We start from the raw sequence: 24834 nt of genomic DNA on the forward strand, positions 1-24834 counted from the left end.
TCCGCGGGGACTTGACGGATGCCCGGATCTTCCTTCACCCTCGGCGACATGGCTCTCAGGCTGGAACGGTTGGACCCGGACCGCCGCCGCAAGCGACTCGCGATCATCGCGGAGTTGGCCGGCGCGAAAGCGGTGCGGGAGCGGGCGATTCCCCGCCGGCTGCAGGCCGACCGGCTGCGCGAGTTGATCGCCACGCGACGCCGCCTCGCCGGCTGAGCGCGTTCCTCCGTCGCACCACCGGTGCGGCTTTGGCCCTGCCGGGTTAAGCCTGACGGGCCTTCGGCGCGTTACCCGCGTTCCATGCGGGTGTGGATCCCCATAATGAAGCGCCGAACATGACAAAACGCCCGGGGGATCCCGTGTCGCACTTTGCCGCTGCCGTGGTCCGTGACCGCGAAGGTTGGACCGCCACCGAACTCGACCTGACCGGCGCCGCCGATCTGGAGGACGTCGCCGACCGCCTGCGCGACGCCGATCCGGACAGCCCGCTGTCGGTGCTGTTCGTGGAGGCCGACGACACCTTTCTCGCGATCCTGCGCCTCGACGAGGGCGAGGACCTGCGGGTCTTCGGTTCCGACTCGGCGTTCATCGCGGAGTCACGTCTGGGGGCGTTGCTGCTGAGCGACGCCGAGGAACCCACCGCCGAACCGGCCGCGGTCGCCGTGGACGACACCGACGAGGAACCGTCCACAGTGGAGCAGGAGGAGGACACGCCGGTCGCCACCGACGCCGACCCGGTCGGGGATCCCGATCTGCTGACCGATCTCGGCGTTCCGGCACCCCGGCTGTTGAGCCTGTGCGGGCGGGAGGGCATGCTTCCGGCTGACGTGATCGCCGAGGTGTGCCAGTTGATCGGCTGCGGCGACGAGGTGGAGGAGCTGCGCGACGCGTGACGGAACGCCGGGAGCGCCACGAACGCTGGATGCGCCGCGCACTAGAGGCGGCCACGAGCGTGGACGCGCCCGACGACGTCCCGGTGGGGGCCGTGCTCTACGGGCCCGACGGTGCCGAACTGGCAGCCGCCCGCAACGAGCGCGAGGCCACGCACGACCCCACCGCCCACGCGGAAGTGCTGGTGCTGCGCGCCGCCGCGAGGAAACGACGGTCGTGGCGGCTCGACGGCTGCACCCTGGTCGTCACCCTGGAACCGTGCACGATGTGTGCCGGGGCGCTGGTGCTGGCCCGCATCGACACGCTCGTCTTCGGTGCGTGGGAGCCGAAGACCGGTGCGGTCGGTTCGCTCTGGGACGTGGTGCGCGACCGCCGCAGCTTTCACCGCCCGGAGGTCTACGGCGGCGTGCTCGAGGCGGAGTGCGCCTTGCTGCTACGCGACTTTTTCCGGGAGGACGGCCCCCGCGGCGGCGCCCTCGGGGAGCAGTAGCGAGGCGACCGCGCGGCTCTCGTCGCTCCACGGCGTGGGCCGTCGCGTCGACTGGTCGACCCGGATGTTCACGCGGTGCCCCTCGGCGTGCGTGACGGAACCGTCCACAGAGGACACCCGGAACCCGTAGCGCGCACTGGACCCGCCGAGGTGTTCCAGCCACAGGTGCACGTGAACGGTGCCGGTGCCCGGAATCGGTGCCAGGTACCGCACCCCGAACTCGGCCACCACGTGGAACACGTCAGGCTTCGTCGGCCGGCCGTCGCGGAAGCTGAACCCGTGCCGCCGCCAGAAGGCGCCGAGAACGCGTTCGATGAAAAGGGCGTAGCGGGAATTGTGCACGACCCCCTGCGGGTCGAGGTCGTCGAAGTGGATCTCCACGGGTTCGGTCAGCACGGTCACTCCTCGGGAAGCACGGTGGGGTCGACGGCCGCGTTGCGCAGCAGGTCCAGGGCGGCCCGTCGGGAGCGGGCGTTCACCTCGTCGGCGTCGCCCAGGCGGGCCTGGTGCACCGACGCGATGGCGAACGTGTTGAGCGTGAACGCGAGCTGCCGCGGCTCCACGTCGGGTTTGAGCGGGGCGGCTGCCGCGAGGCGTTCCAGAAAAAGAAGCCACTCCTCGAGAACCCGGATCAGACGGTCGCGCACCGGCCCCGGTCTCATGTCGAACTCGAATTGGGCGTTGGTGAAGAAGCACCCGCCGGGCTGCTCCTCGGCGTCGACGCTCCACGCCTGGTGCACCTCGTGCGCGCGCCACAGGCGCAGCATCCGGTCCGGCTCGGCGAGCACCGGGGCGACGACCTTCTCCTGGAACCGCGTGACGGCGTACTCCACGGTCGCCAGTTGCAGCTCTTCCTTGCTGGTGAAGTGCGCGAAGAGCCCGGCCTTGCTGACGCCGAGCCGCCCGGCGAGCTGGCTGAGGGAGAGCCCGTCGAGCCCGTCGACGGTGGCGATCGTCATCGAGGTGCGCAGGATCGCCTCGCGTGCGCGAAGGCCCCGGGCCTGTGCCCGGGGCCTCGGCGGGTCGGAAGGAGCCATGCGGGTCACCGTACCCGCAATTGCGACCGACCGGTCGTTAGTTTTTGAGTGAGCTAAGCCACCCGCGCCAGATCGAGCAGCAGAATCTCGTCTCCCTCCTGCCAGGACATGAGCAGCAGGTTCGGCGCGGACTCGACGAGCGGCAGCGGCTGGCCCGCGTCGTCACGGGCCATCATCCGGTTGGCGACCTTCCCCGTCGTGACGTCCCACAACGCCGCCGACGTGATCTCCACTTCGTTCGAACGGCTGCCGGCGAGCGGCCGGAAGAACACCACCTCCGCGAACCGGCCACCCATCAGCGGCGTGACGACACCGGTCGCGGGCAGCACGACGACACCCGAACCGTCGATGCGCTGGACCGCCGCGTGACCGTCGGTGCTCGAACCGCCGCACCACTCCACCGTGCCGCACGCCATGCGCGACAGCTGCGGGCTGCGGGTGTAGCGCACCTTCCGACCCGACACCAGGTCCCACACGGTGCCGTCGGGCGGCCCGTCGCCTCCGTAGTGCGTGGTGTTCACGACGCCGGGCAGGCGCCACGACGGGATGAACCCGTTGCCGTCCGGCACCCGTTCGGCCGTCCCGCCGGTCAGCGGCACCCGCCACAGCCCGGTGAACTGGCCCTCCCACGTGAACATGCCGCCCTTCGAAGTGCCCCACACCACGGACTCGCCGGCGATCGTCACGAGGCTGACCCGTTCGCCCGCCGGCGCCGTCAGCTCGGCGACCGGAGCCGTCCCGGAGCCGTCCAGCTTCGAAGCCATGACCGTGGGGTTCCGCAGCTGCACGCCGATGGAACCCGTGCTCCACACCACCCGTCCGGCGACCACGCCCAGCAGCGTCACGCTGCCCGGGCCGAGGGCCGGACTGAGCGGCGTCCGCGCCCCGTTCGTCACGTCCCAGGCCACGAAGCGGGACGCCGGGTTGCCGGGCTGATCCCGGATCAGGAGCCGGCCGTCCGGCAGCCACACCAGCGGCGTGTAGCCGTGCCCGTCCGGCGTCTGCCTCGGCAGCCGCCGCACCGCCTCCGGCCAGATCTCCGCCGGTGAGCGCGGGTTCGTGAAGTCGGGCAGTCGCGCGGCGTCCGTCGGGGGCAGCGGCGCGGCCACCACCACCGGCGGCGGCCGGAGCTCGGGCGCGGGCCGTTTGATCAGGGGCACCGCACCCACTCCGAGAGCCATGACAAGAGCGACCGCCGTCCCGGCCCGGATCCGCCTGATCCTGCGGCGTCGCGCGATCCCGCGCTCTATTTCCGTGTAGAACTGGGGAAGCGGCGCCCGGGCCGCCCCGCCGGCCTCCTGGATGGCCTGGGCGAGTTCCTCTTCGAGAGCGGTGTTCACGACGACCTCCGGGACAGGAGAGAGCGGGCTGCTGACCCCGTTCCACCGAGGTCTGAACGAAGTCGCTCCAGTGCCCGGAACGCGGTGCTGCGCACGGTCCCACGCGATATGCCGAGTACGGCCGCGACCTGTTCGTCGGAGAGACGCTCGTAATAACGCAGCACCAGGACGGCCCGCTGCCGCGGTGCCAGCCCGCGCAGGGCCTGCCAGAGGCCGCCGCGACTGTCGACGTCGGCCAGCCCGCCGTCGTCGTATCCCCGCTCGGGAACGGCGCCGACCAGCCGTTCCCGCCGCCGGCGCCGCCACCAACTGATGTGCAGCCGCACCATGATCGTGCGGACGTACCCCTCCGGGTCGCCCTTCTGACGCACCCGTTCCCACGCGGCACCCAGCCGGATCAGCGCTTCCTGCGCCAGATCGTCGGCGTCATGCTGGTTGCCGGTCAGGACGTAGCCGAACCTGACCAGGCTCGGCGCCCGCGCCCGGGCATACTCGGCGAAACTCTCACTCGGATCCACCGGACCTCCCCTCGCACCAGGGACGCCCGGGACGGGGTGTTCTGCTGCTCCCTACCCGGCTTTGACCACGGTGTCGAGCGCGACCTCGACCATCTGGGCGAACGTCTCCTGACGCTCCTGCGAGGTCGTCTTCTCCCCGGTCGTGATCTGATCGCTGACCGTCAGCAGCGTCAACGCCTTCGCCCTGAACCGCGCCGCGATCGTGTAGAGCGCCGCGGACTCCATCTCGACGGCCAGCACGCCGTAATCCGCGAGGCGGTCGTAGAGATCGGGACGATCCGTGTAGAAGAAGTCGGCCGCGAGAATCGGCCCCACGGTGACCGGGATCGACCGCGCCTCGGCCGTGTCCACCGCGGCGCGCAGCAGCCCGAAGTCCGCCACCGGCGCGTAGTCGATCAGCCCGTCGAAGCGGATCCGGTTCATGTTCGAATCGGTGCACGACCCGCTGGCGGCGATGACGTCCCGCAGCTTCAACGTGGTGCCCAGCGCCCCGCACGTGCCGACGCGCACCAGCGTCTGGACGCCGTAGTCGTTGATCAGCTCGTGCGTGTAGATCGACGCGGACGGCATGCCCATACCCGTCCCCTGCACCGACACCGGAACGCCCTGGTACGTACCCGTGTACCCGAGCATGCCCCGCACGTTGTTGTAACACTTCGCGTCGGTCAGGAACGTCTCGGCGATCCACTTCGCCCGTAGCGGGTCGCCGGGCAGAAGAACGCGAGGAGCGATCTCACCGGGCGCCGCGCCGATATGCGTGCTCATGGGTTCGATCCTGCCAGGGGGAGGGGGTGCGGCGAGGCCGGGGAGCGTTCCGGTAATGTACTCGCCGGTGGTGTGTCCGAGCGGCCTAAGGAGCACGCCTCGAAAGCGTGTGAGGGTGCAAGCCCTCCAAGGGTTCAAATCCCTTCACCACCGCCACTGAGCAGGTCAAACGCCCGGCAGGTCCACGCGGACAGGCCGGGCGTTGTGGCGTCTGGTCTCACGGGCGCTCGTGCCGCTTCGCACCTGTCCGGTCGTAGGTTCTGACGGAGAAATACACCGTCAACGCCAACTCCCCATCGGACGGCAACCCGAACCGACGGTCGACGAGCCCACCGAACGCCCCGCACCCGTACGACACCGGCACCGCCAAATCGTCGTCCACCACCGCGAACCGCAGCACCAGCGGCTCCTCCTGAACGGGCACCCGCTCCCCGACGATTTCTCCCACGACGACGATGGGATCTGTCGTGGTGCCGATGGCGCAGTTGCCAGCGACGTGTCGGCCGCGCACCCGGTACCGCAGATGCAGGATTTCGGCCATCGGCGGCCCGGCGACGAAATCGATATGGCCGGCGTATTCGGGCGCGACCGTGATTGCCGACCGGCCCGGAATGCGTACCGGATCCGCGCGCAGGGCGCCGAAAATGAATCGGGTCTGCGGATCGTCCGGCAGGCGACCCTCGGCGTGCGTGGTTTTGAGAGCGATCGGAACGGTGACGGTGCCCAGCCGAATCGTTCCCGAGGCGTGCATTTCCTCGCACCGCCACCTGGTCGGGTCGGCGCCGGCGGGAATCGCGGGGCAGTCGTCGAAAGCGAATATCGGCACCTCCGGCGACGCGGCGACCGCCGAGGTCGGGACTACTGCCGCCGCGCCCATTACGGCGCACGCCACCACCAGCGAGATTTTCCGGAACGGCATTGTCATGTCCATGTCCGCCAGTACACGGGAGCGGTGGCATGAGCGCAGTGGGCCTCGTTCTACGGCACCGGTAGAACTTTTTGTACCGGCGTCACGCCGGACGGTCCATGAGGCACCACTGCCCGACGATCGCCGCGCCGGCGCCGACGAGCGTGGTGGACATGCCGGTGACGATGCCGGCGTTCATGGCGTCGGTGACCCAGTAGACGAACGGCGCGGCCACGGCCATCGCGACCGCGGTCATCACCACGTGCGTCGCCGTGAGGCTCAGCCGGATCCGCGAGCCGCGCAGCAGCAGGATCACCGGAACGCCCACCACGATCGCGACGAGCGACACGGCCAGCCCGAACAGGCCGCCGTAGAACATGATCCCCAGGGTGGCGACACTGCTGGAGAGCGGGTCGTCGTCGAACGCACCGAGCTCGGGCCACGCCTGGACGAGCGCGGTCACGACAACGCCCACCACCGCCGTTCCGCCCAGCCATCTGTCGGACGCCACCGTGTCCGCGGCCAGCCGCCGGCCGATCAGGACCAGCAGCACGAGGGGCAGACCGGTCACGAGGATCCGCGCGACGGGCGAGACTCCGGTCGCCCCGAAGCTCAGGGCCAGGGCCGCGGTCGCGACACCGCCGACGACACCCATCCCCAGGGCGGCGACGGAGAGTCGACACGCCAGCGCCGACTGCGATCCGGACCGGGTTTCCACGTCACCTGTGATCGTCATGGCATTCCTCCTGCTCCAGGGCGCTTTTGAGCGGGTGCTCAACACGAAGGTACATCGATTTGAGCACCCGCTCAAGGTCGCCGAGTCCCGGATTGATGCCACCCGCCGGGCGGCACGGTCGGCCGTCAGGCGCCGTCGCGTCTCATCGACGCCGACCGGATTGATCTCGACCGCGACGATGTCCAGCCTCTGGTGGCCGTGAGAACGGCGAAGAGCGCGGCGACCGGTACGGGCCCCCGAAGATTCATGCCCATGGCGCTATGAATGCAGCGGCGGCCGATTCTGCCGAGCGCATTCATGAAAGCCTTTAAAGGGGATCGATTGCCCGAATGGACTAAGTCGGCCCGATCTCGTGCCCGGGCTGCCCCTCGGTGCGCCGCTTCATTTTGAGTTCCGCCTCGAACAGGTGGCGTCGCCCGCCGGCGAGGTCGTCGCGGACGGCGTTCTCGGTGTGGCGGAATGCGCTGTAGTAGCCGTCGTCGTACTCCTCCATCACCTGGAACGTCCACCGCCCTTCGAGCACGTTGCGGCCGATGAGTTCGCGTTCGATCCGCTCGGCCCATTCCTTGTGCCCGGCCTGGCGCAGCAGTTCGACGGCGGCGTCCAGTTCGAAATCCGCGGTGCCGGTGAGCTGGTGCCATGCGTACAGGTGCCCGCGCGCCCGTTCGATGGTCTCCAGGGCCTTGCTTATCTTTCCCAGCGCGTCGACGGTGGCGTCGTCGAGCCCGTCCGGACGCCGGTGTTCGTCGTCGGTCGGTGTAGGAACCCCGTTGGTGCTCACATCATCCCCCTGTGTGTGTCCCGCAACGCGAGGCCCGCGCCCGGTCAGCGGACCGGCTGAGTGATGGCCGGGCCGGTCATTCGCGATACAGAAGGCCGGTCCCGGCGATGCGATGCCCCGGGCTGACGACGCCCGCGGCGAGCGGCATGTCCGTATCCGACACCGGGAGAGCCATTCCACCGGCCCAGCGCCAGGGCGGCCGGCGGTCGACACCCACGCCTCGAACATCTCCTCACCCGTCAGCGATCTCTCCGAAAGGCTCGTCCCCGTCCCATCCCCTGGTAGAGCCCACCGGAAACAGGTCAGCGGCCTTCGGCATGGTCCGGATGCCGCGCGAGGACGTCGGGAATCAACGCGTCGTCGGCGTCCAACGCCTTCACGAGACCGCCTCCGGCGCGCTGGAGCGCGACCGTGCGGGCGACGCCGGGGCCGCCGTGCCGGCTACGGCCGAAACCGAGGCGGGGCTCGTCAGGCAGCAGATTCACCACGGCACCGTCGAGTCCGTTCGCTGCACGAGCCACATCCCAGGGTCAACCGGCGGCCGAGCCGAGATGACAAAAGTGGTGACGTCCACCGGCGCGGCACGGGCAGTCCGCCCGACGACGGCGGGATCGCCGCGGCGCCCGGCGGCTGCGAGTGGGCCGCCGGGCGCCGTACGTTCGGGCGGCTCGTCAGGCCGGCCGCGTCGACGAGGCGACGAGGAAGACCTTGGCGTCGCCGCGCCCCTCCGGACCGACGATCCGAACCTCGTGGACGCCGGCCGTCAGGACCACGTCGCTCCCGCTGTAGTAGCGCTGGCCGGGGCCGCCTCCGGCGTAGCCGAGCGGCGTCGTCCACCCGTTGAAGTAGCTGCTGTAGTAGGCCCAACCGTTCAGGATCTCGTACGCGATGGTGTAGGTACCGGCGCACGGCACCTTCACCTGGAACGTCGCGGAGAGGTTGTAGACGGTCCCGATGTAGATCTCCGTCACTGTGGCCGTCGATACGACGGATCGGCCGGGGGTGGCTGCGGAGGCAGGGCTGATGCCGGGCAACAGGCCGCCGGCGGCAGCGAGTGCGACGCCGCATGCCGCGGCGATCAGTCTGCGTCGTCCTCGGGAGGGCGTTCTCATCGGCGATCCTCTCGATCACGTCAATCGGTTGTTGTCGATGCTATTGCAGGGCCGGCTGCTGTGCGGTCGATGGAGCGAATCCCATGCGGAACGGCGCGGTCGACCGGCGCATTGAGCAGGCAGCAGGATGTCCGGCGACCAGATGCGAACGTCCCCGTACTGGGACGGTTGCTTTGCCTACTACGTGCAAAGGCCGATCCGGGGAAATCGGAACGGAGCGGTCGTGCCTGGGGAAGGCTCAGAGGCTGTGACTACCGGGGACGGGCCGCGATCGCAGACTGACCTGGTGCGTAAGGCACCCGGGTATCCGGGCTTTCTGAGGGCGGCCCGGCTGTACGCCGGTGGGTTCGCCATCCTGCCTTGCGCTCTGGTGCCGCTGAACCTCGGCTCGGACCTGGGCTTCGCACTGCTCGTCGGGATCGCTGCCGCGCTGGTGGCCGCCGGCGTCGTGCTGCTACGGCGTGCGCTTCGGCTTCTCGATCACGACCTCGCCGGTGAGTCCAGGGAGGGGATCGGGTCGGCGGCGACCATCGCGGCGTTCCAGGACCTGATCCGGGCCCGGCGTGCGCCGGGCCGCTGAGTCGCAGGCCGCCTGAGACCACAAAGTGACGCCCGGCCGGTCCGAGGTGGACCGTCCGGGCGTTGTGCCTGGTCAGGCGGTGCGGAGGATACGAGATTCGAACTCGTGAGGGTGTGAACCCAACACGCTTTCCAAGCGTGCGCCCTAGGCCTCTAGGCGAATCCTCCGTCGAAGAGGATACCCATCGCCGTCCGCTCCCGCGCACGGGGTAGACTTCCAATCACCTCTCGTGCGGCGTGTATCCCGCAAACCCCCCCAGGGCCGGAAGGCAGCAAGGGTACGCGGGCTCTGACGGGTGCACGAGAGGCCTTTTTCTTTCGGTACCTGCTGCGTACCCACCCACGGATGACACCTGGACGACTCCCAGGCGCTTCGTGTTCCTGTCGGACCCGGGCGGTACGGTAGTGCCCGGCGTGCAGGGGAGGGGGTACGAGGTGGCGCTGGCGCTCTACCGCAAATACCGGCCGCGCACATTTGCCGAGGTCATCGGCCAGGAGCATGTGACGGAGCCGCTGGCTCAGGCGCTTCGTTCGGGCCGGCTCAACCATGCCTACCTCTTCTCCGGTCCACGCGGCTGCGGCAAGACGTCGAGCGCGCGGATCCTCGCCCGTTCGCTCAACTGCGAGAAGGGCCCGACGCCCGAGCCGTGCGGCGTGTGTGACAGCTGTGTCGCGCTGGCGCCCGACGGTTCCGGGTCGATCGACGTCATCGAGATCGACGCGGCCAGTCACGGTGGCGTCGACGACGCCCGTGAGCTGCGCGAACGCGCGTTCTTCGCACCCGTCTCCAGCCGCTTCAAGGTGTACGTCATCGACGAGGCGCACATGGTCTCGTCCGCCGGGTTCAACGCGCTGCTCAAGCTGGTCGAGGAGCCGCCGGAGTACGTCAAGTTCGTGTTCGCGACGACCGAGCCGGAGAAGGTGCTCGGCACGATCAAGTCGCGGACGCACCACTACCCGTTCCGGCTGATCCCGCCGGGGGTGCTGCGGCCCTACCTGGAGCAGCTGTGCGCCACCGAGGGAGTGAAGGTCGACCCGGCCGTGTTCCCGCTGGTGGTGCGGGCCGGCGGGGGTAGCGCCCGGGACTCGCTGTCGGTGTTGGACCAGCTCATCGCCGGGGCGGGTCCGGACGGGGTCAGTTACGCACGGGCGATCGCTCTGCTGGGGGTCACCGACGCGGGGCTGCTCGACGAGATGTGCGACGCGCTCGCGGCGACCGACGGCGCGGCCATGTACGGGGCGATCGACCGGGTGATGGAGGCGGGGCATGATCCGCGCCGGTTCGCCAGTGATCTTCTGGAGCGGTTCCGCGACCTGATCGTCCTCCAGCAGGTGCCCGACGCCGTGGCCAAGGGGCTGCTCGACTTCCCGCAGGACCAGCTCGAACGCATGACGTCCCAGGCGAGCCGCATCGGCGCCGCGACGTTGACCCGCGCCGCCGGCCTCGTTCACGACGGACTCACCGAGATGCGCGGCACGACCGCGCCCCGGTTGTTGTTGGAGCTGATCAGCGCCCGCATGTTGCTGCCGGGTGCCGACGACTCGACCGGGGCGTTGCTCCAGCGCCTTGAGCGTCTGGAGCGCCGCCTTACCGCCTCCGATTTTCCGGGGGAACGCCCAGAGCCCGCAGCGGCTCCCCGTCAGACACCCGCCCGCGCGCCCGAGGCAGCACCCCAGGTGAGCGCCCCGCCGCAGAGCGCACCACCCGCCGCGCCTCCGGCCGCCGCACCACCACCGAGCGCTGTGCCCCAGGCGAGCGCCCCCTTGCCGGCAACCGCCCCGCCGCAGGCAGTCGCCCCGCCCCAGGCGAGCGCCCCGCAGGCTGTCGCGCGACCGCCGGCGCAGCCGGGTTCGGCACCCGAGCGGCAGCCCGAATACGCGTCGGCTCCGGCGGCTCCCGCCGCACCCGGCTCGCTCGACGCGGCGGCCATCCGGCGGGTCTGGGACGAGGTGCTCATCTCGGTGCGGCGCAGCAGCCAGCGCGCCTGGGCCGTGGTGCGCGAGGCGACCGTGCGTGACGTCGACGGCAACACGCTGGTCCTGCTGTTCCAGCACCAGGTGCACGCGACGATGCTGGCCAACAACACCAAGGCGCTCTCCGACGCGGTGGCCCAACTCGTCGGCGGCACGTGGCAGATCCGCTGCGAGGTCGGCGGTGCGTCCGGTGGTGACAGCGGCGCGTCGGGACCCGTGCGCCAACAGCGCCCCCCGTCGTCGCCCGCGCCGGCACCAGCAGCCCAGCCCACCGACCGAACGGCCCCACCCGACCCGTGGGCGTCGGCCACCCCGGTCCAGACGGCACCGCCCTCCGGCCCGGCACCCCACGCTTCCGCCGCCCCGTATCCCTCGCCGGCCCCGCAGGCGGCCGCAGCACACCCGGGCGCTGCGCCACACCCAAGCGCCGCGCCATATCCGGGCGGTGCGTCGCACCCAAGCGGTGCGTCGCACCCGGGCGGATCGCCTTACGTGGGCGGCACGTCGACGGCCGGCGGGCAACTCGGTCCGGCCGGCGGTAGCCCGGCGGGCCCGGGCAACGGCGGCGCGCCGACGTGGACACCCGGTGGCGCGCCGTCTTCGGACCACGGCACGGCCCAGGCCCCGACCGCCGCCGGCGCGTCGGCGTCAGGCGGCTACGGTGCGGTCCCGGGTCTGGGCACCGGCCACGCCCCGGATTCGGGCCAGCATGCCCCCTCCGTCTCGGGCGCCCGCCAGACACCGGCTTCGGGCCACTACACCGCTCCGGCCCCGGGCGCCGGCCACGCGCCCGCATCGGGCCACCACGCAGCCGCCATTTCGGACGGCGCCGGCCAGCCGCCGACTTCGGGCTACTACACCGCCCCGTCGTCAGGCGCCGGCCACGTGCCGGATCCGGGCCACAACGCTGCCCAGGGTGCCGGTCACGCGGCGGCCGCGGGCGATCACGCCGCGACGGCTCCGGGCGTCGGAGGCGCTTCGGCATCGGGTTACGGGGCCGTCTCGGGCGCCGGCAACACGCCGAGTTCCGGCCTCGGTGCGGCCCAAGGCAACGGTGCGGGACATTCCGCGCCGGTGGGGGACGACGGGTGGCCGGCGGCGGCCGTTCCGGGGGGCCGGTCCGTGCAGGCGGCAGCACCCGCGCCGGCCGTCGAGGAGGACTGGCCGGCTGCCGCGGTGCCCGGCGGGCGTTCCGCGCCGGCGACCGCACCGGCTGCCGAGCCCACAGCGGTGGCGGCCTCGACCGCGGCTCCGGCAAGGCCAGCAGCTCCAGCCCGGCCGGCGGCTCCGGTGAAGGCGGTTCCCGACAAGGGCGTTCCCGCGAAACAGGCCCGGCGGGTGTCCGGCGCGGCGGAGGCGGCAAGAGCGGCTGCGGCGGCGGCCCGCTCGTCCGTCGGTGCGCGGACGGCGACCGTCCGCCAGCCGGAGGCGCCCCCGGCACAGACCTGGGACGAGGAACCGCCCTACGACCCCGAGTACGACGGTGCCGCCGGACCGGACCCGCGCTACCCCGGCTTCGATCCCGGCGACGAGCCGCTCGACGACGAGGACGGCTCGGCCGCGCCGCGCGAGACCAGCGAGGAAACGGCGATGCGCCTGCTCCGCGAGCACCTCGGCGCCGAACGCATCGACTGAGAGTGTCGGCACGGACGATCCCCGTGGGCGGCGACTAGGCTGCGAAACGGCCATCGAAGACAGTGGCGACAGCCCCCGACGAAGGAGTGCCCTGGTGCAAGGCGGAACGCCCAACCTGCAACAGATGCTTCAGCAGGCGCAGCAGATGCAGCAGCAGCTCGCCAACGCCCAGGCCGAGCTGGCCAGCGCTCAGGTCAGCGGCACCGCCGGTGGCGGCCTCGTGACGATCACGCTCAGCGGCAGCGGCGAGATCCTGGGCGTGTCGATCGACCCGAAGGCCGTCGACCCGGCCGACGTGGAGACGCTCGAGGACCTGATCACGGCGGCGTTCACGGCCGCGTCGGAAAACATGCGCAAGCTCACCGAGCAGAAGATGGGCCCGTTGACCGCCGGACTCGGCGGACTCGGCCTCCCCGGAATGTAAGGCAGCGGTGTACGAGGGAGCCATCCAGGATCTGATCGACGAGCTGGGCCGGCTGCCGGGCGTCGGGCCGAAGAGCGCGCAGCGGATCGCGTTCCACGTGCTGGCGGCGGACCCGACGGACGTGAAGCGGCTGGCGGCGGCGCTGCACCGGGTCAAGGACCTGGTCCGGTTCTGTACCACGTGCTTCAACGTCGCCGAGAGCGAGCAGTGCCGCATCTGCCGCGATCCGCGCCGCCACGACGAGGCGATCTGCGTGGTCGAGGAGCCGAAGGACGTCGTCGCGATCGAGAAGACCGGCGAGTTCCGGGGGCGGTACCACGTGCTCGGCGGGGCGATCAATCCGCTCGAAGGCGTCGGGCCGGACAACCTCAAGATCCGTGAACTGATGGCGCGGCTGTCGTCGGGGGAGGTCAAGGAGCTGATCCTGGCCACCGATCCCAACACCGAGGGCGAGGCGACGGCCACCTACCTGGCGTTGCTGGTCAAGCCGATGGGGTTGCGGGTGACGCGGCTGGCCAGCGGGTTGCCCGTCGGTGGCGACCTCGAATACGCCGATGAGGTGACGCTCGGGCGGGCGTTCGAGGGGCGCAGAGTTCTATAACTTCGCGCCATATGAAAGCGGAGGGTTCCCTCCGCCCCACGACGGGACCGTGAGGTGTCTGGGATGGTGAAAGCATGAGCTCCCGTCAAGGAGGTGATCCGATGTCGGAAGCTGCGTTGCTTCTGCAAAAGCGCGAGACCTACACCGTCGACGACCTGTTTGCGATGCCCGACGACGGGCGCCGCTACGAGGTCTTCGGGGGAGCTCTCCACGTGTCACCGGCGCCGGCAACGATGCATCAGATCGCGATCAGTAAGCTTGATCGGCTTCTGGGGCCAATCGTGGAGCCACTGGGAGCACTCTCTGTGCCGGGAGTCGCTGTGCGGGTGAGCGACGAGGACGGGCCGATTCCTGATCTCGCGGTGATCGGCAGGTATGCAGGCGACCTGGGCGGGCCCGTGCCGCTCGATATGGTGTACACCACCGTCGAGGTGGTCTCGCCGTCGAGCACCCTGATGGATCGGACGCTCAAGCCGGCGCTCTACGGCGACGCGGGCATTCCGTGCTACTGGCGGGTGGAGCTCAAGCCGACCCGGAAGTACAAGGGGCCACTACCGCTCGTGGTGGTGCGGGTGGCGGACGGGGATGGGTGGCGGACGGTCGAGGCGGCCGCCGGGACCGTCGCCGACCTACCTGTGGCGGTCGGCCCGAAAGCCGACGATCTCATCACTATTCAGCTTGATCCGGGCACTCTGGTTGATCTTTAAGTGCGCGCCGAACACCACGCTCCGTGGTGTTCACTGGTTGGGACGGTAGACGGATCTCGGGAGGTCGGGCGCCCTCACCGACACGCCCGCGATGTAAGGACACGATCCGATACCAAGCCTGCCGGTCCCCGTTCACCGGCAGGTATAACGCCGATTAAGGTGCCCCCAATCGGTGACCACAGTCATCACTTCAGGGCAGAGGTGAAACCTTATGCGTGCACCAAGGCTGAGGGCCGCTTTCGCGGTCGCCGCGGTTGCCAGCCTTGTCGTAGCGGGTTGCGCAGAGAGCGACCGCGACGACTCGGGCAGTGGATCGGACAAGACTCTCGTCTTCGGGGCGGCGGGCGACGCGAAGGTCCTCGACCCGACGTTCGCCAGTGACGGCGAGACGTTCCGTGTGTTGCGTCAGATGTACGAAGGGCTCGTGCGGTCGGAGGAGGGCGGCACCAAGCCGGTCGCCGGCCTGGCCGAGAGCTGGAGTTCTGACGCCGCCGGTCTGGTCTGGACGTTCAAGCTCCGCAAGGGCGTGAAGTTCCACGACGGTACGGACTTCAACGGCGAGGCGGTCTGCGTCAACTTCAACCGCTGGTACAACGCGAAGGGCCTCATGCAGAGCCCCGACGTGACGGCCTACTGGCAGGACATCTTCGGCGGCTTCGCCAAGAACGAGTCGGACAAGCTCCCGGAGAGCCTGTTCAAGTCCTGCTCGGCGCCGGACGCCGGCACCGCGGTCATCACGATCTCCCGGGTGACGAGCAAGTTCCCGGCGGCGCTGATGCTTCCGGCGTTCTCGATCTCCAGCCCCGAGGCGCTGAAGAAGTACAACGCGGACGGTCTGGGCGGCACCGCCGACAGCGTCACCTACCCCGAGTACGCGACGGGACACCCGGTCGGCACCGGCCCGTTCAAGTTCGTCAAGTGGGACACCGCCAACAAGTCGGTCGAGCTTGAGCGCAACGACGCCTACTACGGCGAAAAGGCGAAGGTCAAGAAGCTCATCTTCAAGACCATCTCCGACGTCAACGCCCGTAAGCAGGCGCTGAAGAACGGTGAGATCCAGGGCTACGACCTGGTCGACCCGGCCGACATCCCGGGCCTCAAGTCCGACGGCTTCAACATCCTGCCGCGGCCGGCGTTCAACGTTCTGTACCTGGCGATCAACCAGTCGGGTCCGGGCAAGGCGGCCACCAGCAACGTGAAGGTGCGCCAGGCCATCGCCCACGCCATCAACCGCGAGGCGATCGTCAAGGCCAAGTACCCGGACGGCTCCTCGGTGGCGATCAACTTCCAGCCTCCGGGCCTGGAGGGCTACAACGACGGGGTCACCAAGTACGAGTACAGCACCGAGAAGGCCAAGCAGCTGCTGGCCGAGGCGGGCGTGACCAACCTGAAGCTCAAGTTCCACTACCCGACCGAGGTGACCCGGCCGTACATGCCGGCGCCGAAGGACATCTACGAGCTGATCGCCGCCGACCTCACCAAGGCCGGCATCACCACCGAGGCCGTTCCGCTGAAGTGGAACCCGGACTACCTCAACGCCGTGCAGACCGGTGCGGACCACGACCTGCACCTGCTCGGCTGGACCGGTGACTACGGTGACGCCTACAACTTCATCGGCACCTTCTTCGACCGGCAGAAGGACGAGTGGGGCTTCAACAACCCGACTCTCTTCGAGGCCTTCAAGAAGGCCGACTCCGAGCCCGACGCCACCAAGCGGACGGCTCAGTACAAGGAGATCAACAAGCAGGTCATGGACTTCCTCCCGGGTGTCCCGATCGCTCACGGACCTCCGTCGCTCGTGTTCAACAAGAGCGTCTCGGGCATCAAGGCGAGCCCGCTGACCGACGAGCGGTTCGTCACGGCCGAAGTCAAGTAAGGCGCCCCCTCACACCATTCCTGCGACTGCCGGCTTCCGTCACAAGCGGAGGCCGGCAGTCGTGGGACATGACCAATCAAGAAGGCGGCCATGTTCCGCTTCATCGTGCGGCGGCTCCTACAGCTCATTCCCACGCTGTTCGGCCTCTCGCTTCTCCTCTTCGTCTGGCTGCACCGCCTTCCCGGCGGCCCCGAGACCGCGATTCTCGGCGAGCGCAGCACCCCCGAACTCCGTGCCCGCATCCGCGAGGAGATGGGCCTCGACCAGCCGATCTGGGTGCAGTACGGCCGGTTCATGAAGCGCGTGCTCTCCGGCGACCTCGGTACGTCGATCGGCACCAAGCGCCCGGTCACCACGGAGTTCCTCGAACGCTTCCCCGGCACCGTCGAGCTGACGATCACCGCGCTGATCATCGCCGTCGGGATCGGTATCCCCCTCGGTTACATCGCGGCGCGGCGGCGCGGCACCTGGATCGACCAGCTCTCGGTCGGTGGCGCGCTGCTCGGCATCTGCATCCCGGTCTTCTTCCTGGGCTACATCGTCAAGGAGGTGCTGGCCGTCAACTTCGGCTGGTTCCCCACGACGGGCCGGCAGGACGTGACGATCGACGCGACGCGGGTGACCGGGTTCTTCGTCCTGGACGGGCTGTTGACCCGCGAGTGGGACGCCGCGGCCGACGCCATCATGCATCTGATCCTGCCGGGCATCGTGCTGGCGAGCATCCCGCTGGCGTCCATCGTGCGGATCACCCGGGCCAGCGTGCTCGAGGTCGTTCAGGAGGACTACGTCAGGACCGCCGAGGCCAAGGGGCTGACCGAGCAGACGGTCCGCAGTCGGCACATTCTGCGGAACGCCATGCTCCCCGTCGCCACCACCATCGGCCTGCTCACGGGCAGCCTGCTGTCGGGCGCGGTGCTGACGGAGACGGTCTTCGCGTTCAGCGGCATCGGCGCGTTCATCGTGGAGGCGATCGACCGCCGCGACTATCCCGTCCTGATGGGCTTCATCATGATCGTGGCTGTCATATACGTGCTGGTGAACCTGCTGGTTGACCTCTCGTACTCGTTGATCGACCCGCGGGTGCGTGTGCGATGACCCTCACCGGACGCAAGAAAGAGAAGATCGACCGCCTCGGCGAACTGGCCGGTGCGCCCGAGGAGTCGGGTCAGAGCCTGCTGCGGGAGGCGTTCAAGCGGCTGCGGCGCAATCCGGCGGCGATCGCGGGTGCGATCATCCTCGGGCTGTTCGTGCTGATCGCGCTCTTCGGGCCGTTCCTCGTGCCGCACGACCCGGTCGAACCGATCGGCGTGGACAACGGCGAGGTGCGTTCCGGCCAGGGCATCATCCCGGGGATCTCCGGGGAGCACTGGCTGGGTTACGACCACCAGGGGCGCGACGAGTTCAGCCGGATGATCGTGGGCGCGCGGCAGACGCTGTGGGTGGGTGTCGTCGCGACGTTCTTCGGGCTGGCGGTCGGTTCGCTGGTCGGCGGCCTCGCCGGTGCGTCGTACGGGCTGGGCGGCAAGTGGGGCCGGCGGCTGGACGGGTTCCTCATGCGGACCGTGGACATCCTGCTGGCGATGCCGAGCCTGCTGCTGGCGGTGAGCATCGTGGCGATCCTGGGCCGGAGCCTGCTGTCGGTGATGATCGCCGTCGGCATGGTGTCGGTGCCGGTCTTCGCGCGGCTGCTGCGCGGTTCGATGATCGCGCAGTCGTCCAGCGACTACGTGCTCGCGGCGACCGCGCTCGGGGTGAAGCGCAACAAGATCGCGCTGTCGCACCTGCTGCCGAACTCGCTGGCCCCGGTGCTGGTGCAGGCCACGCTCACGCTCGCCACGGCGATCATCGAGGCGGCCGGCCTGTCGTTCCTGGGGCTGGGCAATCCCGACTCGGCGGCGCCGGAGTGGGGCGTCATGCTCGCCGACGCGCAGGGTTTCCTGGACGTGCGGCCGGGCCTGGCGATCTACCCGGCGGTCGGGATCATCATCACCGCGCTCGGCTTCACCCTGCTGGGCGAGGCGATGCGTGAGGCCCTCGATCCCAAGCTGCGCAAGTGAGGGGAAGTACACATGGCGTTGCTTGAGGTCAAGGACCTGTCCGTGGTGTTCGCCCGCAAGGGTGAGCGGGAGGTCCGCGCCGTCGACGGGGTGTCGTTCGACGTGGACGCGGGCGAAGTGGTGGGCCTGGTCGGGGAGTCCGGCTGCGGCAAGAGTGTGACGTCGCTGGCGATCATGGGATTGCTGCCGAAACGCGGGGTCCGCGTCAGCGGGCAGGCGACGTTCGACGGAATGAACCTGCTGCAGACGGACGAGCGCACGCTCCGCGACATCCGGGGCCGCGACGTCGCGATGATCTTCCAGGATCCGCTGTCGTCCCTGAACCCGGTCGTGCCGATCGGGCTGCAGGTCACGGAGGTGCTCACCCGGCACCGGGGGATGAAGGGTGAGGCGGCGAAGAAGGAGGCCGCGCACCTGCTGGAACGGGTCGGCATCCCGGACCCGACGCGGCGGCTCAAGGAGTATCCGCACCAGCTGTCGGGCGGGATGCGCCAGCGCGCGTTGATCGCCATGGCGGTGGCCTGCGCGCCGCGCCTGCTGATCGCGGACGAACCGACCACGGCGCTCGACGTGACGATCCAGGCCCAGATCCTGGAACTGCTGAAGGACCTCGTCCGCGACTCCGGCACCGCGCTGCTGATGATCACCCACGACCTGGGCGTCGTCGCCGGGATGTGCAAGTCGATCAACGTGTTGTACGCGGGTCGGCGGGTCGAGTCGGCGCCGCGGCGGGTGCTGTTCGCGCAGCGGCACCACCCCTACACGGTCGGCCTGCTCGGCTCGATCCCGCGCCTGGACGCGCCGAAGGGGGAGAAGCTGCGGCCGATCACCGGTTCGGTGCGGGACGTGCTGCCCTGGGCGGAGGGGTGCGCGTTCGCGCCGCGCTGCTTCAACCGGGTCGACAGGTGCGTCGACGGGCCGCCGGAGTTGGTGTGGACGGCGGCGCAGCACGGGTACCGCTGCGTCAACCCGGTGATGGAAGCGGAGACGGCCAAATGACGAGCCTCGCCAAGGACGGGACGCCGGCGTCGCCGCTGGTGGAGGTCAAGGACCTCAAGGTGCACTTCCCGATCAAGAAGGGCGTCATCTTCGACAAGGTCATCGGCCACGTGAAGGCGGTCGACGGGGTGGACCTGTCGATCCCGCGCGGACGGACCTACGGCCTGGTGGGCGAGTCCGGCTGCGGCAAGTCCACGCTCGGCCGGGCGTTGTTGCAGCTCACGCCGCCGACGGGCGGGAGCGTGGAGTTCGACGGGCAGGAGCTGACGAAGCTCGCGCCGGGCAAGCTGCGGTCGATGCGCCGCCGCATGCAGATGATCTTCCAGGACCCGCTGTCGAGCCTGGACCCCCGGCAGAACGTCGAGTCGATCCTGATCGAGGGCCTGGCCGCGCACGGCATCGGCGCCGACCGGGGTGAGCGGCGCAAGAAGGTCGCCGAGACGCTCGACGCCGTGGGCCTGCCGCGGTGGGCGCTGTCGCGCTACCCGCACGAGTTCTCCGGCGGTCAGCGCCAGCGCATCGGCATCGCGCGGGCGCTGGTCCTCGGCCCGGACCTGATCGTCGCGGACGAGCCGGTCTCGGCCCTGGACGTCTCGATCCAGGCCCAGGTGATCAACCTTCTGGAGGAACTCCAGGACCAGCTCAACCTCACGTACCTGGTGATCGCCCACGACCTCGCGGTGGTGCGGCACATCTCCGACGTCGTCGGCGTGATGTACCTGGGTGCGCTGGTCGAGGAGGCGCCGAGCGACGACATCTACGCCGCTCCGCTGCATCCGTACACACGGGCGTTGATGTCGGCCGTTCCGGTCCCCGACCCCGATGTCGAGGATCAGCGGGAACGGATTCTGCTCGCCGGCGACCTGCCCTCGCCGGCCAATCCGCCGAAGGGGTGCCGGTTCCACACGCGGTGCCCGTGGGCGCAGCCGACGAGGTGTGCCGACGAGCGGCCGGTCCTGCGTCAGATCACGGTCGAGGGGCTGGAGACGGGGTCCGACCACCGGGTGGCGTGCCACTGGGCGGAGGACATCGCGACCGGCAAGCTGCGGCCGCACGAGGTGAAGGCCGAGCTGGTGCATCAGGAGGCGGAGACGCCGACCGAGGTGGCCCCGCCGTCGGAGCCCACCTCGATCATCTAGTTCTCTATTCGGCGGACCGCCCGCGAAGCAGTGCGCGCGTGCGGTCCCGCCGGCCCCAGGCGACGATCGCGGCCAGCACGAGCAGGACCAGTGCGGGGGTCGGATCGCCGTCGTCGAGGATGAAGGCGTCGGTGATGACCGCGCCCGACATCACCCCGACGAGGCCGAGTGCCGCCAGGCCCGCGAGGCGGGGGACGAGCAGCCCGATGGCGCCCGCCAGTTCCAGCGCGCCGACCACGTAGCGGAACCACTGGCCGATGCCGATCTCCTCGAAGATCTGCACGCTCTTCTCGATACCCACGAGCTTGCTGATGCCGCTCATGGTGAACCCGGCGGCCAGGAGTACCTGCAGCAGCCAGAGGCCGATGTTCAGCACAGGTGAGGTGCGCGTCCGCGTGTCGGTAGACATGGTTTACTCCCCCGATCGTTGAGCTAGTAAACGATTTGGCGAGGCAACCATAAGCGGAGAAGGTTGAGTAGGTCAACCGTCGTTACCATGGACCGGTGACCCGTTCGAACGGCCGGCAGGAGACGATCGACCTGCTCATGGGGCTCTCGCACGCCCTGTCGACCAACTTCAACACCGTCGCCGGCGAACTCGGCGTCTCGGCACTGCACGCGCGCGCCCTGTTCAACCTCGACCAGCCGGCCGCGATGCGCGATCTCGCCGCCACCCTGCACTGCGACAAGTCCCACGTCACCGGCATCGCCGACGGGCTGGAGAGCCGCGGGCTCGTCACGCGCGAGCCGGACCCCCGGGACCGGCGCGTCAAGCAGCTCGTCCTGACGACAGAGGGCCGCCGCCTGCGGACCGAACTGCGCCGCCGCCTCGTCGACGACGCGCCCGTCCTGTCGCGGCTCACCGCCGACGAGGAGACCCAGCTCCGTGGCCTGCTCAGGGCGGCGTTCGAGCGGCACACCGAGGAGAACGGCGGCGGCCCCGGCTGTGGATGATCCTGGCTAACATCGGCCGTCATGAACGCAGATGTCGCCGCGATCCGAAGCACACTCGCCCTGCACCGGTTCGGGGCGCTGGTGTTCCCCGTGGCGTTCCTGGGCTTCCTGGGCTTCTGCGCCTGGACCTACGCCGTGGGACCCGACGACATCCTCTGGCTGCTGCTGGCCGGGTGCCTCGCCGGCCTCGTTCCCTCCGCGCTCAACGCCGTCGCCCTCTGGCTGGGGCACGGCGCGCTGCGCGACCCCGGCCGACCGGACCGGCTCGCTGCGGCGATGCGCATCGTGACGGCCGCGTTCTGGATCAGCTGCTTCGGGTGGATGGTGCCGGCGGTGGTCGGCCTGCTGCTGGAGTTCGGCAGCGGCGCGACCGTCTTCCTGATCGGCCTCATGTGGGCGTTGCCGCTGATCACCGTGGCCACGTCGATCCACACGTCGCGAAAGCGGCTGGCCCGGGCACGGGACGCCCTGGCCGCTACTCCTCTTCCGGCCGGTTGATCAGCGCCACCGCCACGCGGTGCAGCGCGTCGAGGTCCGCCGGATTCTTCAGCGGCACCTTGCTGCCGGTGATCGTGTACCACTCCTCCGCGTCCTTGTACTGCACGCGGAGGAGGGCGCTGCCGTTGTTCAGTTCGGTCCGCAGCGTGAGAACGCCGGTGATGACGCCCACCTCGTCCGTCATCACCCCGCCGGGACCGGCGGTCACGTCTGTTACGAGCTCTGCTTTCGGCATGTTCCCAGCATCTCCTGGAGGACGGATTTCTCCTTCTCCGTGACGCTCAGTTTCCAGAACGCCTTCACGGCGATCCAGCGCTGCGCGTACTCGCAGTGGTAGGCGGTGTTCGTCGGCTTCCACTGCGCGGGGGTCTGGTCGCCCTTTGCCCGGTTCGACGACGCGCTAACCGCGATGAGCTGTGGCCGGGTCAGATCGTTGGCGAACTCCGAGCGCTTCTCGTCGGTCCACTGCTTGGCCCCGGAACGCCAGGCCGCCGCGAGCGGCACCGTGTGGTCGATGTCGAGATCCCCGGGATCCGTGAACGACTTCTTGTCGTACACGCTGTACCAGGAGCCCGACGTGATCTTGCAGTCCTGGGTGGTCTTGACGTCCTTGCCGTCCCGCTTCAGGACGGTGTCCCGGGTGTCGCAGCCATCGCCCTGGCTGATCCAGTGCGGGAACTTCTCCCGCGAATAGCCCGCCATCGAGCCCTCCGCGGCGACGGCCAATGAGTCGAGCTCGCCGCTCGCGCCCGCAGGTGCAGCGGGTGCGGCCGTGCCGTCGGTGGAAGGCGGGGGAACCTCGCAGCCCGTGAGCAACAGCGTGAGCGCGAGGAGTAATCCAAGGGGACGCATACCGTAACCATGAGCCCAGAAGCGCGGTCCCGGAAACATCCACGCGGGATGTCGCCGGGACCGCGTCGAAGATCACTCCGAAATGGGCGCGTCCGAGCGGTTGACGGCGCTGGCGATGGCCCGCAGCGACGCGGTGACGATGTTCTCGTCGACGCCGACACCCCAGCGGGTCTCGCCACCCACCGAACATTCGACGTACGCGGCCGCCCGCGCGTTCTCACCGGCGGTCAGGGCGTGCTCGGCGTAGTCGAGCACCCGCACCTCCACGCCGACCGTCGACAGCGCCTGCACGAACGCGTCGATCGGCCCGTTGCCCGAACCCTTGAGCGTGCGCAGCTCGCCGTCGACCACCACGTCGGCGCTGAGCTCCACCCCGCCCGGGCCGGTGTTCGCGGTGAACCCGCGCAGGCCGATGCGGCGTTCGGCCAGGTACTCGTCGGCGAAGACCTGCCACATCTTCTCCGGCGGCACCTCGCCACCCTCGCCGTCCGTCACCCGCTGCACCACCTGGGAGAACTCGATCTGCAGCCGGCGCGGCAGGTCGAGCTGGTGCTCCGTCTTCATGATGTACGCGACGCCGCCCTTGCCGGACTGCGAGTTGACCCGGATGACCGCCTCGTAGCTGCGGCCCACGTCCTTCGGGTCGATCGGCAGGTACGGCACCCCCCACTCGAACCGCTCGACCGGCACACCCGCCGCGTCGGCGTCCTTCTGCAGCGCGTCGAACCCCTTGTTGATGGCGTCCTGGTGGGAGCCGGAGAACGCCGTGTACACCAGGTCGCCGGCGTACGGGTGGCGTTCGTGGACGGGCAGCTGGTTGCAGTACTCGACGGTGCGCTTGATCTCGTCGATCCGGCTGAAGTCGATCTGCGGGTCGATGCCCTGGCTGAACAGGTTGAGCCCCAGCGTCACCAGGTCGACGTTGCCGGTGCGTTCGCCGTTCCCGAAAAGACAACCCTCGATCCGGTCGGCTCCGGCCAGCAGCCCCAGCTCGGCGGCGGCCACCCCGGTACCGCGGTCGTTGTGCGGGTGCAGCGACAGCACCACCGACGGGCGCCGGGGCAGGTGGCGGTGCATCCACTCGATCGAGTCGGCGTACACGTTGGGGGTCGCCATCTCGACGGTCGCCGGCAGGTTGAGGATCAGCGGCCGGTCGACGGTCGGGTCGATGACGTCGATGACGGCCGAGCAGATCTCCAGCGCGTACTCCAGCTCGGTGCCCGTGTACGACTCCGGCGAGTACTCGTAGAAGATGTCGGTGTCCGGCGTGATCGCCTCGGCGTACTTGACGGCGGTCCGCGCGGCGCTGGTGGCGATGTCGGTGATGCCGGCGCGGTCCAGCCCGAAGACCACCCGGCGCTGCAGGACCGACGTCGAGTTGTAGAAGTGCACGATCGCGCGGGAGGCGCCGCGCAGCGACTCGAAGGTCCGTTCGATCAGATGGTCCCGGCACTGGGTCAGGACCTGGATGGTCACGTCGTCCGGGATCATGTCCTGCTCGATCAGCGTCCGGACGAAGTCGAAGTCGGTCTGGCTCGCGGCCGGGAAACCGACCTCGATCTCCTTGTAGCCCATCTGCACCAGCAGCTGGAACATCCGCCGCTTGCGCTCGACGGACATCGGGTCGATCAACGCCTGGTTGCCGTCGCGCAGGTCGACGGCGCACCAGCGGGGGGCTTTCTCGATGTGGCGCGCGGGCCACTGCCGGTCCGGCAGCGCTACCTGGAACGCGTCGGAGTAGGGCTTGTAGCGCCCGAACGGCATCGCGGACGGGTTTTGCCGGGCGATGGGATCGGCGGATACGGCGGCATCGGTCATGGTGGTCAGACTCCTGAGGTCATGAAAGGTGAAGAAGGAGGGTGACCAGCGGTGCGCGCGGGCGGTACTGCTCAGGCGGCGCGCGACATCCCCGCGGCGAGGTGCCGGCCGGATGGGGCCTCGCCGCGGCGGACAAGAAGGAGT

Annotated in this window: 28 protein-coding genes, 2 tRNA genes, 1 other RNA gene and 1 pseudogene; 17 read left to right on the forward strand and 15 right to left on the reverse strand. The window is 69.6% G+C overall.

The window, feature by feature from the left end:
• Nucleotides 1-48: 48 nt before the first annotated feature.
• The 3 genes from Val02_RS42810 to Val02_RS42820 all read left to right on the forward strand — a co-directional run bounded on the left by Val02_RS42810 (nt 49) and on the right by Val02_RS42820 (nt 1381).
• On the forward strand, nt 49-216 hold the full coding sequence (locus tag Val02_RS42810) for a hypothetical protein (RefSeq protein WP_203905095.1): 168 nt from the start codon (nt 49-51) through the stop codon (nt 214-216).
• Between the two features lie 143 nt (nt 217-359).
• On the forward strand, nt 360-893 hold the full coding sequence (locus Val02_RS42815) for a tRNA adenosine deaminase-associated protein (protein WP_203905135.1): 534 nt from the start codon (nt 360-362) through the stop codon (nt 891-893).
• Nucleotides 890-1381: a nucleoside deaminase gene (locus Val02_RS42820; protein ID WP_275415673.1), complete on the forward strand. Its 492-nt coding sequence runs from the start codon at nt 890-892 to the stop codon at nt 1379-1381. The genes Val02_RS42815 and Val02_RS42820 overlap by 4 nt, the downstream gene beginning before the upstream one ends.
• On the opposite strand, the gene Val02_RS42825 is transcribed toward Val02_RS42820, so the two are convergent.
• From Val02_RS42825 to deoD, 5 genes are read right to left on the reverse strand one after another with little or no spacing between them, the layout of a single operon-like run.
• Nucleotides 1325-1777: an acyl-CoA thioesterase gene (locus Val02_RS42825; RefSeq protein WP_239153775.1), complete on the reverse strand. Its 453-nt coding sequence runs from the start codon at nt 1775-1777 to the stop codon at nt 1325-1327. The two genes, Val02_RS42820 and Val02_RS42825, sit on opposite strands and share 57 nt — an antisense overlap.
• Nucleotides 1778-1779: 2 nt before the next feature.
• Complete coding sequence (locus tag Val02_RS42830) at nt 1780-2418, reverse strand: TetR/AcrR family transcriptional regulator (RefSeq protein ID WP_203905098.1); 639 nt, start codon at nt 2416-2418, stop codon at nt 1780-1782.
• A 53-nt stretch (nt 2419-2471) separates the two neighbouring features.
• Nucleotides 2472-3758, reverse strand: coding sequence for a hypothetical protein (locus Val02_RS42835; RefSeq protein ID WP_203905099.1), 1287 nt, complete (start codon nt 3756-3758; stop codon nt 2472-2474).
• A complete protein-coding gene (locus tag Val02_RS42840) occupies nt 3755-4276 on the reverse strand; it encodes a SigE family RNA polymerase sigma factor (protein WP_203905100.1) in 522 nt (173 codons plus the stop codon). The genes Val02_RS42835 and Val02_RS42840 overlap by 4 nt, the downstream gene beginning before the upstream one ends.
• Before the next feature lie 51 nt (nt 4277-4327).
• The gene (gene deoD / locus Val02_RS42845; RefSeq protein ID WP_203905101.1) at nt 4328-5041 is read right to left on the reverse strand and encodes a purine-nucleoside phosphorylase; all 714 of its coding nucleotides are present in this window, start codon (nt 5039-5041) and stop codon (nt 4328-4330) included.
• 66 nt (nt 5042-5107) lie between these two features.
• Here deoD and Val02_RS42850 point away from each other — a divergent pair.
• A tRNA-Ser gene (locus Val02_RS42850) sits at nt 5108-5197 on the forward strand.
• Between the two features lie 61 nt (nt 5198-5258).
• On the opposite strand, the gene Val02_RS42855 is transcribed toward Val02_RS42850, so the two are convergent.
• From Val02_RS42855 to Val02_RS42875, 5 genes are all read right to left on the reverse strand, one after another.
• Complete coding sequence (locus tag Val02_RS42855; protein ID WP_203905102.1) at nt 5259-5972, reverse strand: hypothetical protein; 714 nt, start codon at nt 5970-5972, stop codon at nt 5259-5261.
• A gap of 79 nt (nt 5973-6051) precedes the next feature.
• Nucleotides 6052-6684 carry a hypothetical protein gene (locus tag Val02_RS42860; protein WP_203905103.1) on the reverse strand — a complete coding sequence of 211 codons (633 nt, stop codon included), beginning with the start codon at nt 6682-6684 and terminating at the stop codon, nt 6052-6054.
• A 334-nt stretch (nt 6685-7018) separates the two neighbouring features.
• A complete protein-coding gene (locus tag Val02_RS42865; protein ID WP_203905104.1) occupies nt 7019-7465 on the reverse strand; it encodes a hypothetical protein in 447 nt (148 codons plus the stop codon).
• A 302-nt stretch (nt 7466-7767) separates the two neighbouring features.
• Nucleotides 7768-7953 carry a glycosyltransferase family A protein gene (locus Val02_RS42870; protein ID WP_203905105.1) on the reverse strand — a complete coding sequence of 62 codons (186 nt, stop codon included), beginning with the start codon at nt 7951-7953 and terminating at the stop codon, nt 7768-7770.
• 183 nt (nt 7954-8136) lie between these two features.
• A complete protein-coding gene (locus Val02_RS42875; protein WP_203905106.1) occupies nt 8137-8436 on the reverse strand; it encodes a hypothetical protein in 300 nt (99 codons plus the stop codon).
• A gap of 427 nt (nt 8437-8863) precedes the next feature.
• Between Val02_RS42875 and Val02_RS42880 the strand changes: the two genes are divergently transcribed.
• Nucleotides 8864-9157 (forward strand): hypothetical protein, encoded by a 294-nt coding sequence (locus Val02_RS42880; protein WP_203905107.1) that lies wholly within the window; start codon nt 8864-8866, stop codon nt 9155-9157.
• A gap of 82 nt (nt 9158-9239) precedes the next feature.
• On the opposite strand, the gene Val02_RS42885 is transcribed toward Val02_RS42880, so the two are convergent.
• Nucleotides 9240-9324: transfer RNA gene (locus Val02_RS42885), tRNA-Ser, on the reverse strand.
• A gap of 54 nt (nt 9325-9378) precedes the next feature.
• On the opposite strand from Val02_RS42885, the gene ffs reads away from it, so the two are divergent.
• The 10 genes from ffs to Val02_RS42935 all read left to right on the forward strand — a co-directional run bounded on the left by ffs (nt 9379) and on the right by Val02_RS42935 (nt 20568).
• Nucleotides 9379-9469, forward strand: an RNA gene (gene ffs / locus Val02_RS42890) — signal recognition particle sRNA small type.
• Between the two features lie 122 nt (nt 9470-9591).
• On the forward strand, nt 9592-12765 hold the full coding sequence (locus tag Val02_RS42895; protein ID WP_203905136.1) for a DNA polymerase III subunit gamma and tau: 3174 nt from the start codon (nt 9592-9594) through the stop codon (nt 12763-12765).
• Between the two features lie 91 nt (nt 12766-12856).
• Entirely contained in the window at nt 12857-13189 is a 333-nt protein-coding gene (locus tag Val02_RS42900) for a YbaB/EbfC family nucleoid-associated protein (RefSeq protein ID WP_203905137.1), read from the forward strand.
• A gap of 7 nt (nt 13190-13196) precedes the next feature.
• Complete coding sequence (gene recR / locus Val02_RS42905) at nt 13197-13790, forward strand: recombination mediator RecR (protein WP_203905108.1); 594 nt, start codon at nt 13197-13199, stop codon at nt 13788-13790.
• Between the two features lie 101 nt (nt 13791-13891).
• Nucleotides 13892-14497 carry a Uma2 family endonuclease gene (locus Val02_RS42910; RefSeq protein ID WP_203905109.1) on the forward strand — a complete coding sequence of 202 codons (606 nt, stop codon included), beginning with the start codon at nt 13892-13894 and terminating at the stop codon, nt 14495-14497.
• Nucleotides 14498-14708: 211 nt separating this feature from the next.
• Nucleotides 14709-16373 carry an ABC transporter substrate-binding protein gene (locus Val02_RS42915; protein WP_203905110.1) on the forward strand — a complete coding sequence of 555 codons (1665 nt, stop codon included), beginning with the start codon at nt 14709-14711 and terminating at the stop codon, nt 16371-16373.
• Nucleotides 16374-16463: 90 nt separating this feature from the next.
• Nucleotides 16464-17468 (forward strand): ABC transporter permease, encoded by a 1005-nt coding sequence (locus tag Val02_RS42920; RefSeq protein ID WP_203905111.1) that lies wholly within the window; start codon nt 16464-16466, stop codon nt 17466-17468.
• Nucleotides 17465-18430: an ABC transporter permease gene (locus tag Val02_RS42925; RefSeq protein ID WP_203905112.1), complete on the forward strand. Its 966-nt coding sequence runs from the start codon at nt 17465-17467 to the stop codon at nt 18428-18430. The genes Val02_RS42920 and Val02_RS42925 overlap by 4 nt, the downstream gene beginning before the upstream one ends.
• 12 nt (nt 18431-18442) lie before the next feature.
• On the forward strand, nt 18443-19429 hold the full coding sequence (locus tag Val02_RS42930) for an ABC transporter ATP-binding protein (RefSeq protein ID WP_203905113.1): 987 nt from the start codon (nt 18443-18445) through the stop codon (nt 19427-19429).
• Nucleotides 19426-20568, forward strand: a complete 1143-nt coding sequence (locus Val02_RS42935) for an ABC transporter ATP-binding protein (protein WP_203905114.1) — start codon at nt 19426-19428, stop codon at nt 20566-20568. Before Val02_RS42930 ends, Val02_RS42935 begins: the two co-directional genes overlap by 4 nt.
• A 4-nt stretch (nt 20569-20572) precedes the next feature.
• On the opposite strand, the gene Val02_RS42940 is transcribed toward Val02_RS42935, so the two are convergent.
• Nucleotides 20573-20977 (reverse strand): DoxX family protein, encoded by a 405-nt coding sequence (locus Val02_RS42940; RefSeq protein ID WP_203905115.1) that lies wholly within the window; start codon nt 20975-20977, stop codon nt 20573-20575.
• A gap of 95 nt (nt 20978-21072) precedes the next feature.
• Here Val02_RS42940 and Val02_RS42945 point away from each other — a divergent pair, with 95 nt between their 5' ends.
• Both Val02_RS42945 and Val02_RS42950 read left to right on the forward strand, forming a co-directional pair.
• Nucleotides 21073-21522, forward strand: a complete 450-nt coding sequence (locus Val02_RS42945) for a MarR family winged helix-turn-helix transcriptional regulator (RefSeq protein WP_203905116.1) — start codon at nt 21073-21075, stop codon at nt 21520-21522.
• Nucleotides 21523-21543: 21 nt separating this feature from the next.
• Complete coding sequence (locus Val02_RS42950; protein WP_203905117.1) at nt 21544-22020, forward strand: hypothetical protein; 477 nt, start codon at nt 21544-21546, stop codon at nt 22018-22020.
• Here Val02_RS42950 and Val02_RS42955 read toward each other — a convergent pair.
• The 3 genes and pseudogenes from Val02_RS42955 to leuA all read right to left on the reverse strand — a co-directional run.
• Nucleotides 21998-22231 (reverse strand): annotated as a pseudogene (locus tag Val02_RS42955) (hypothetical protein); the annotation flags it as partial. The gene Val02_RS42950 and the pseudogene Val02_RS42955 overlap by 23 nt on opposite strands.
• A 2-nt stretch (nt 22232-22233) precedes the next feature.
• Nucleotides 22234-22872, reverse strand: a complete 639-nt coding sequence (locus Val02_RS42960; RefSeq protein WP_203905119.1) for an HNH endonuclease family protein — start codon at nt 22870-22872, stop codon at nt 22234-22236.
• A gap of 72 nt (nt 22873-22944) precedes the next feature.
• Nucleotides 22945-24690: a 2-isopropylmalate synthase gene (gene leuA / locus Val02_RS42965; RefSeq protein WP_203905120.1), complete on the reverse strand. Its 1746-nt coding sequence runs from the start codon at nt 24688-24690 to the stop codon at nt 22945-22947.
• Nucleotides 24691-24834: the final 144 nt, after the last annotated feature.

Origin of the sequence: Virgisporangium aliadipatigenens (assembly GCF_016863615.1) — a bacterium.
Classification (GTDB): Bacteria; Actinomycetota; Actinomycetes; order Mycobacteriales; family Micromonosporaceae; genus Virgisporangium; species Virgisporangium aliadipatigenens.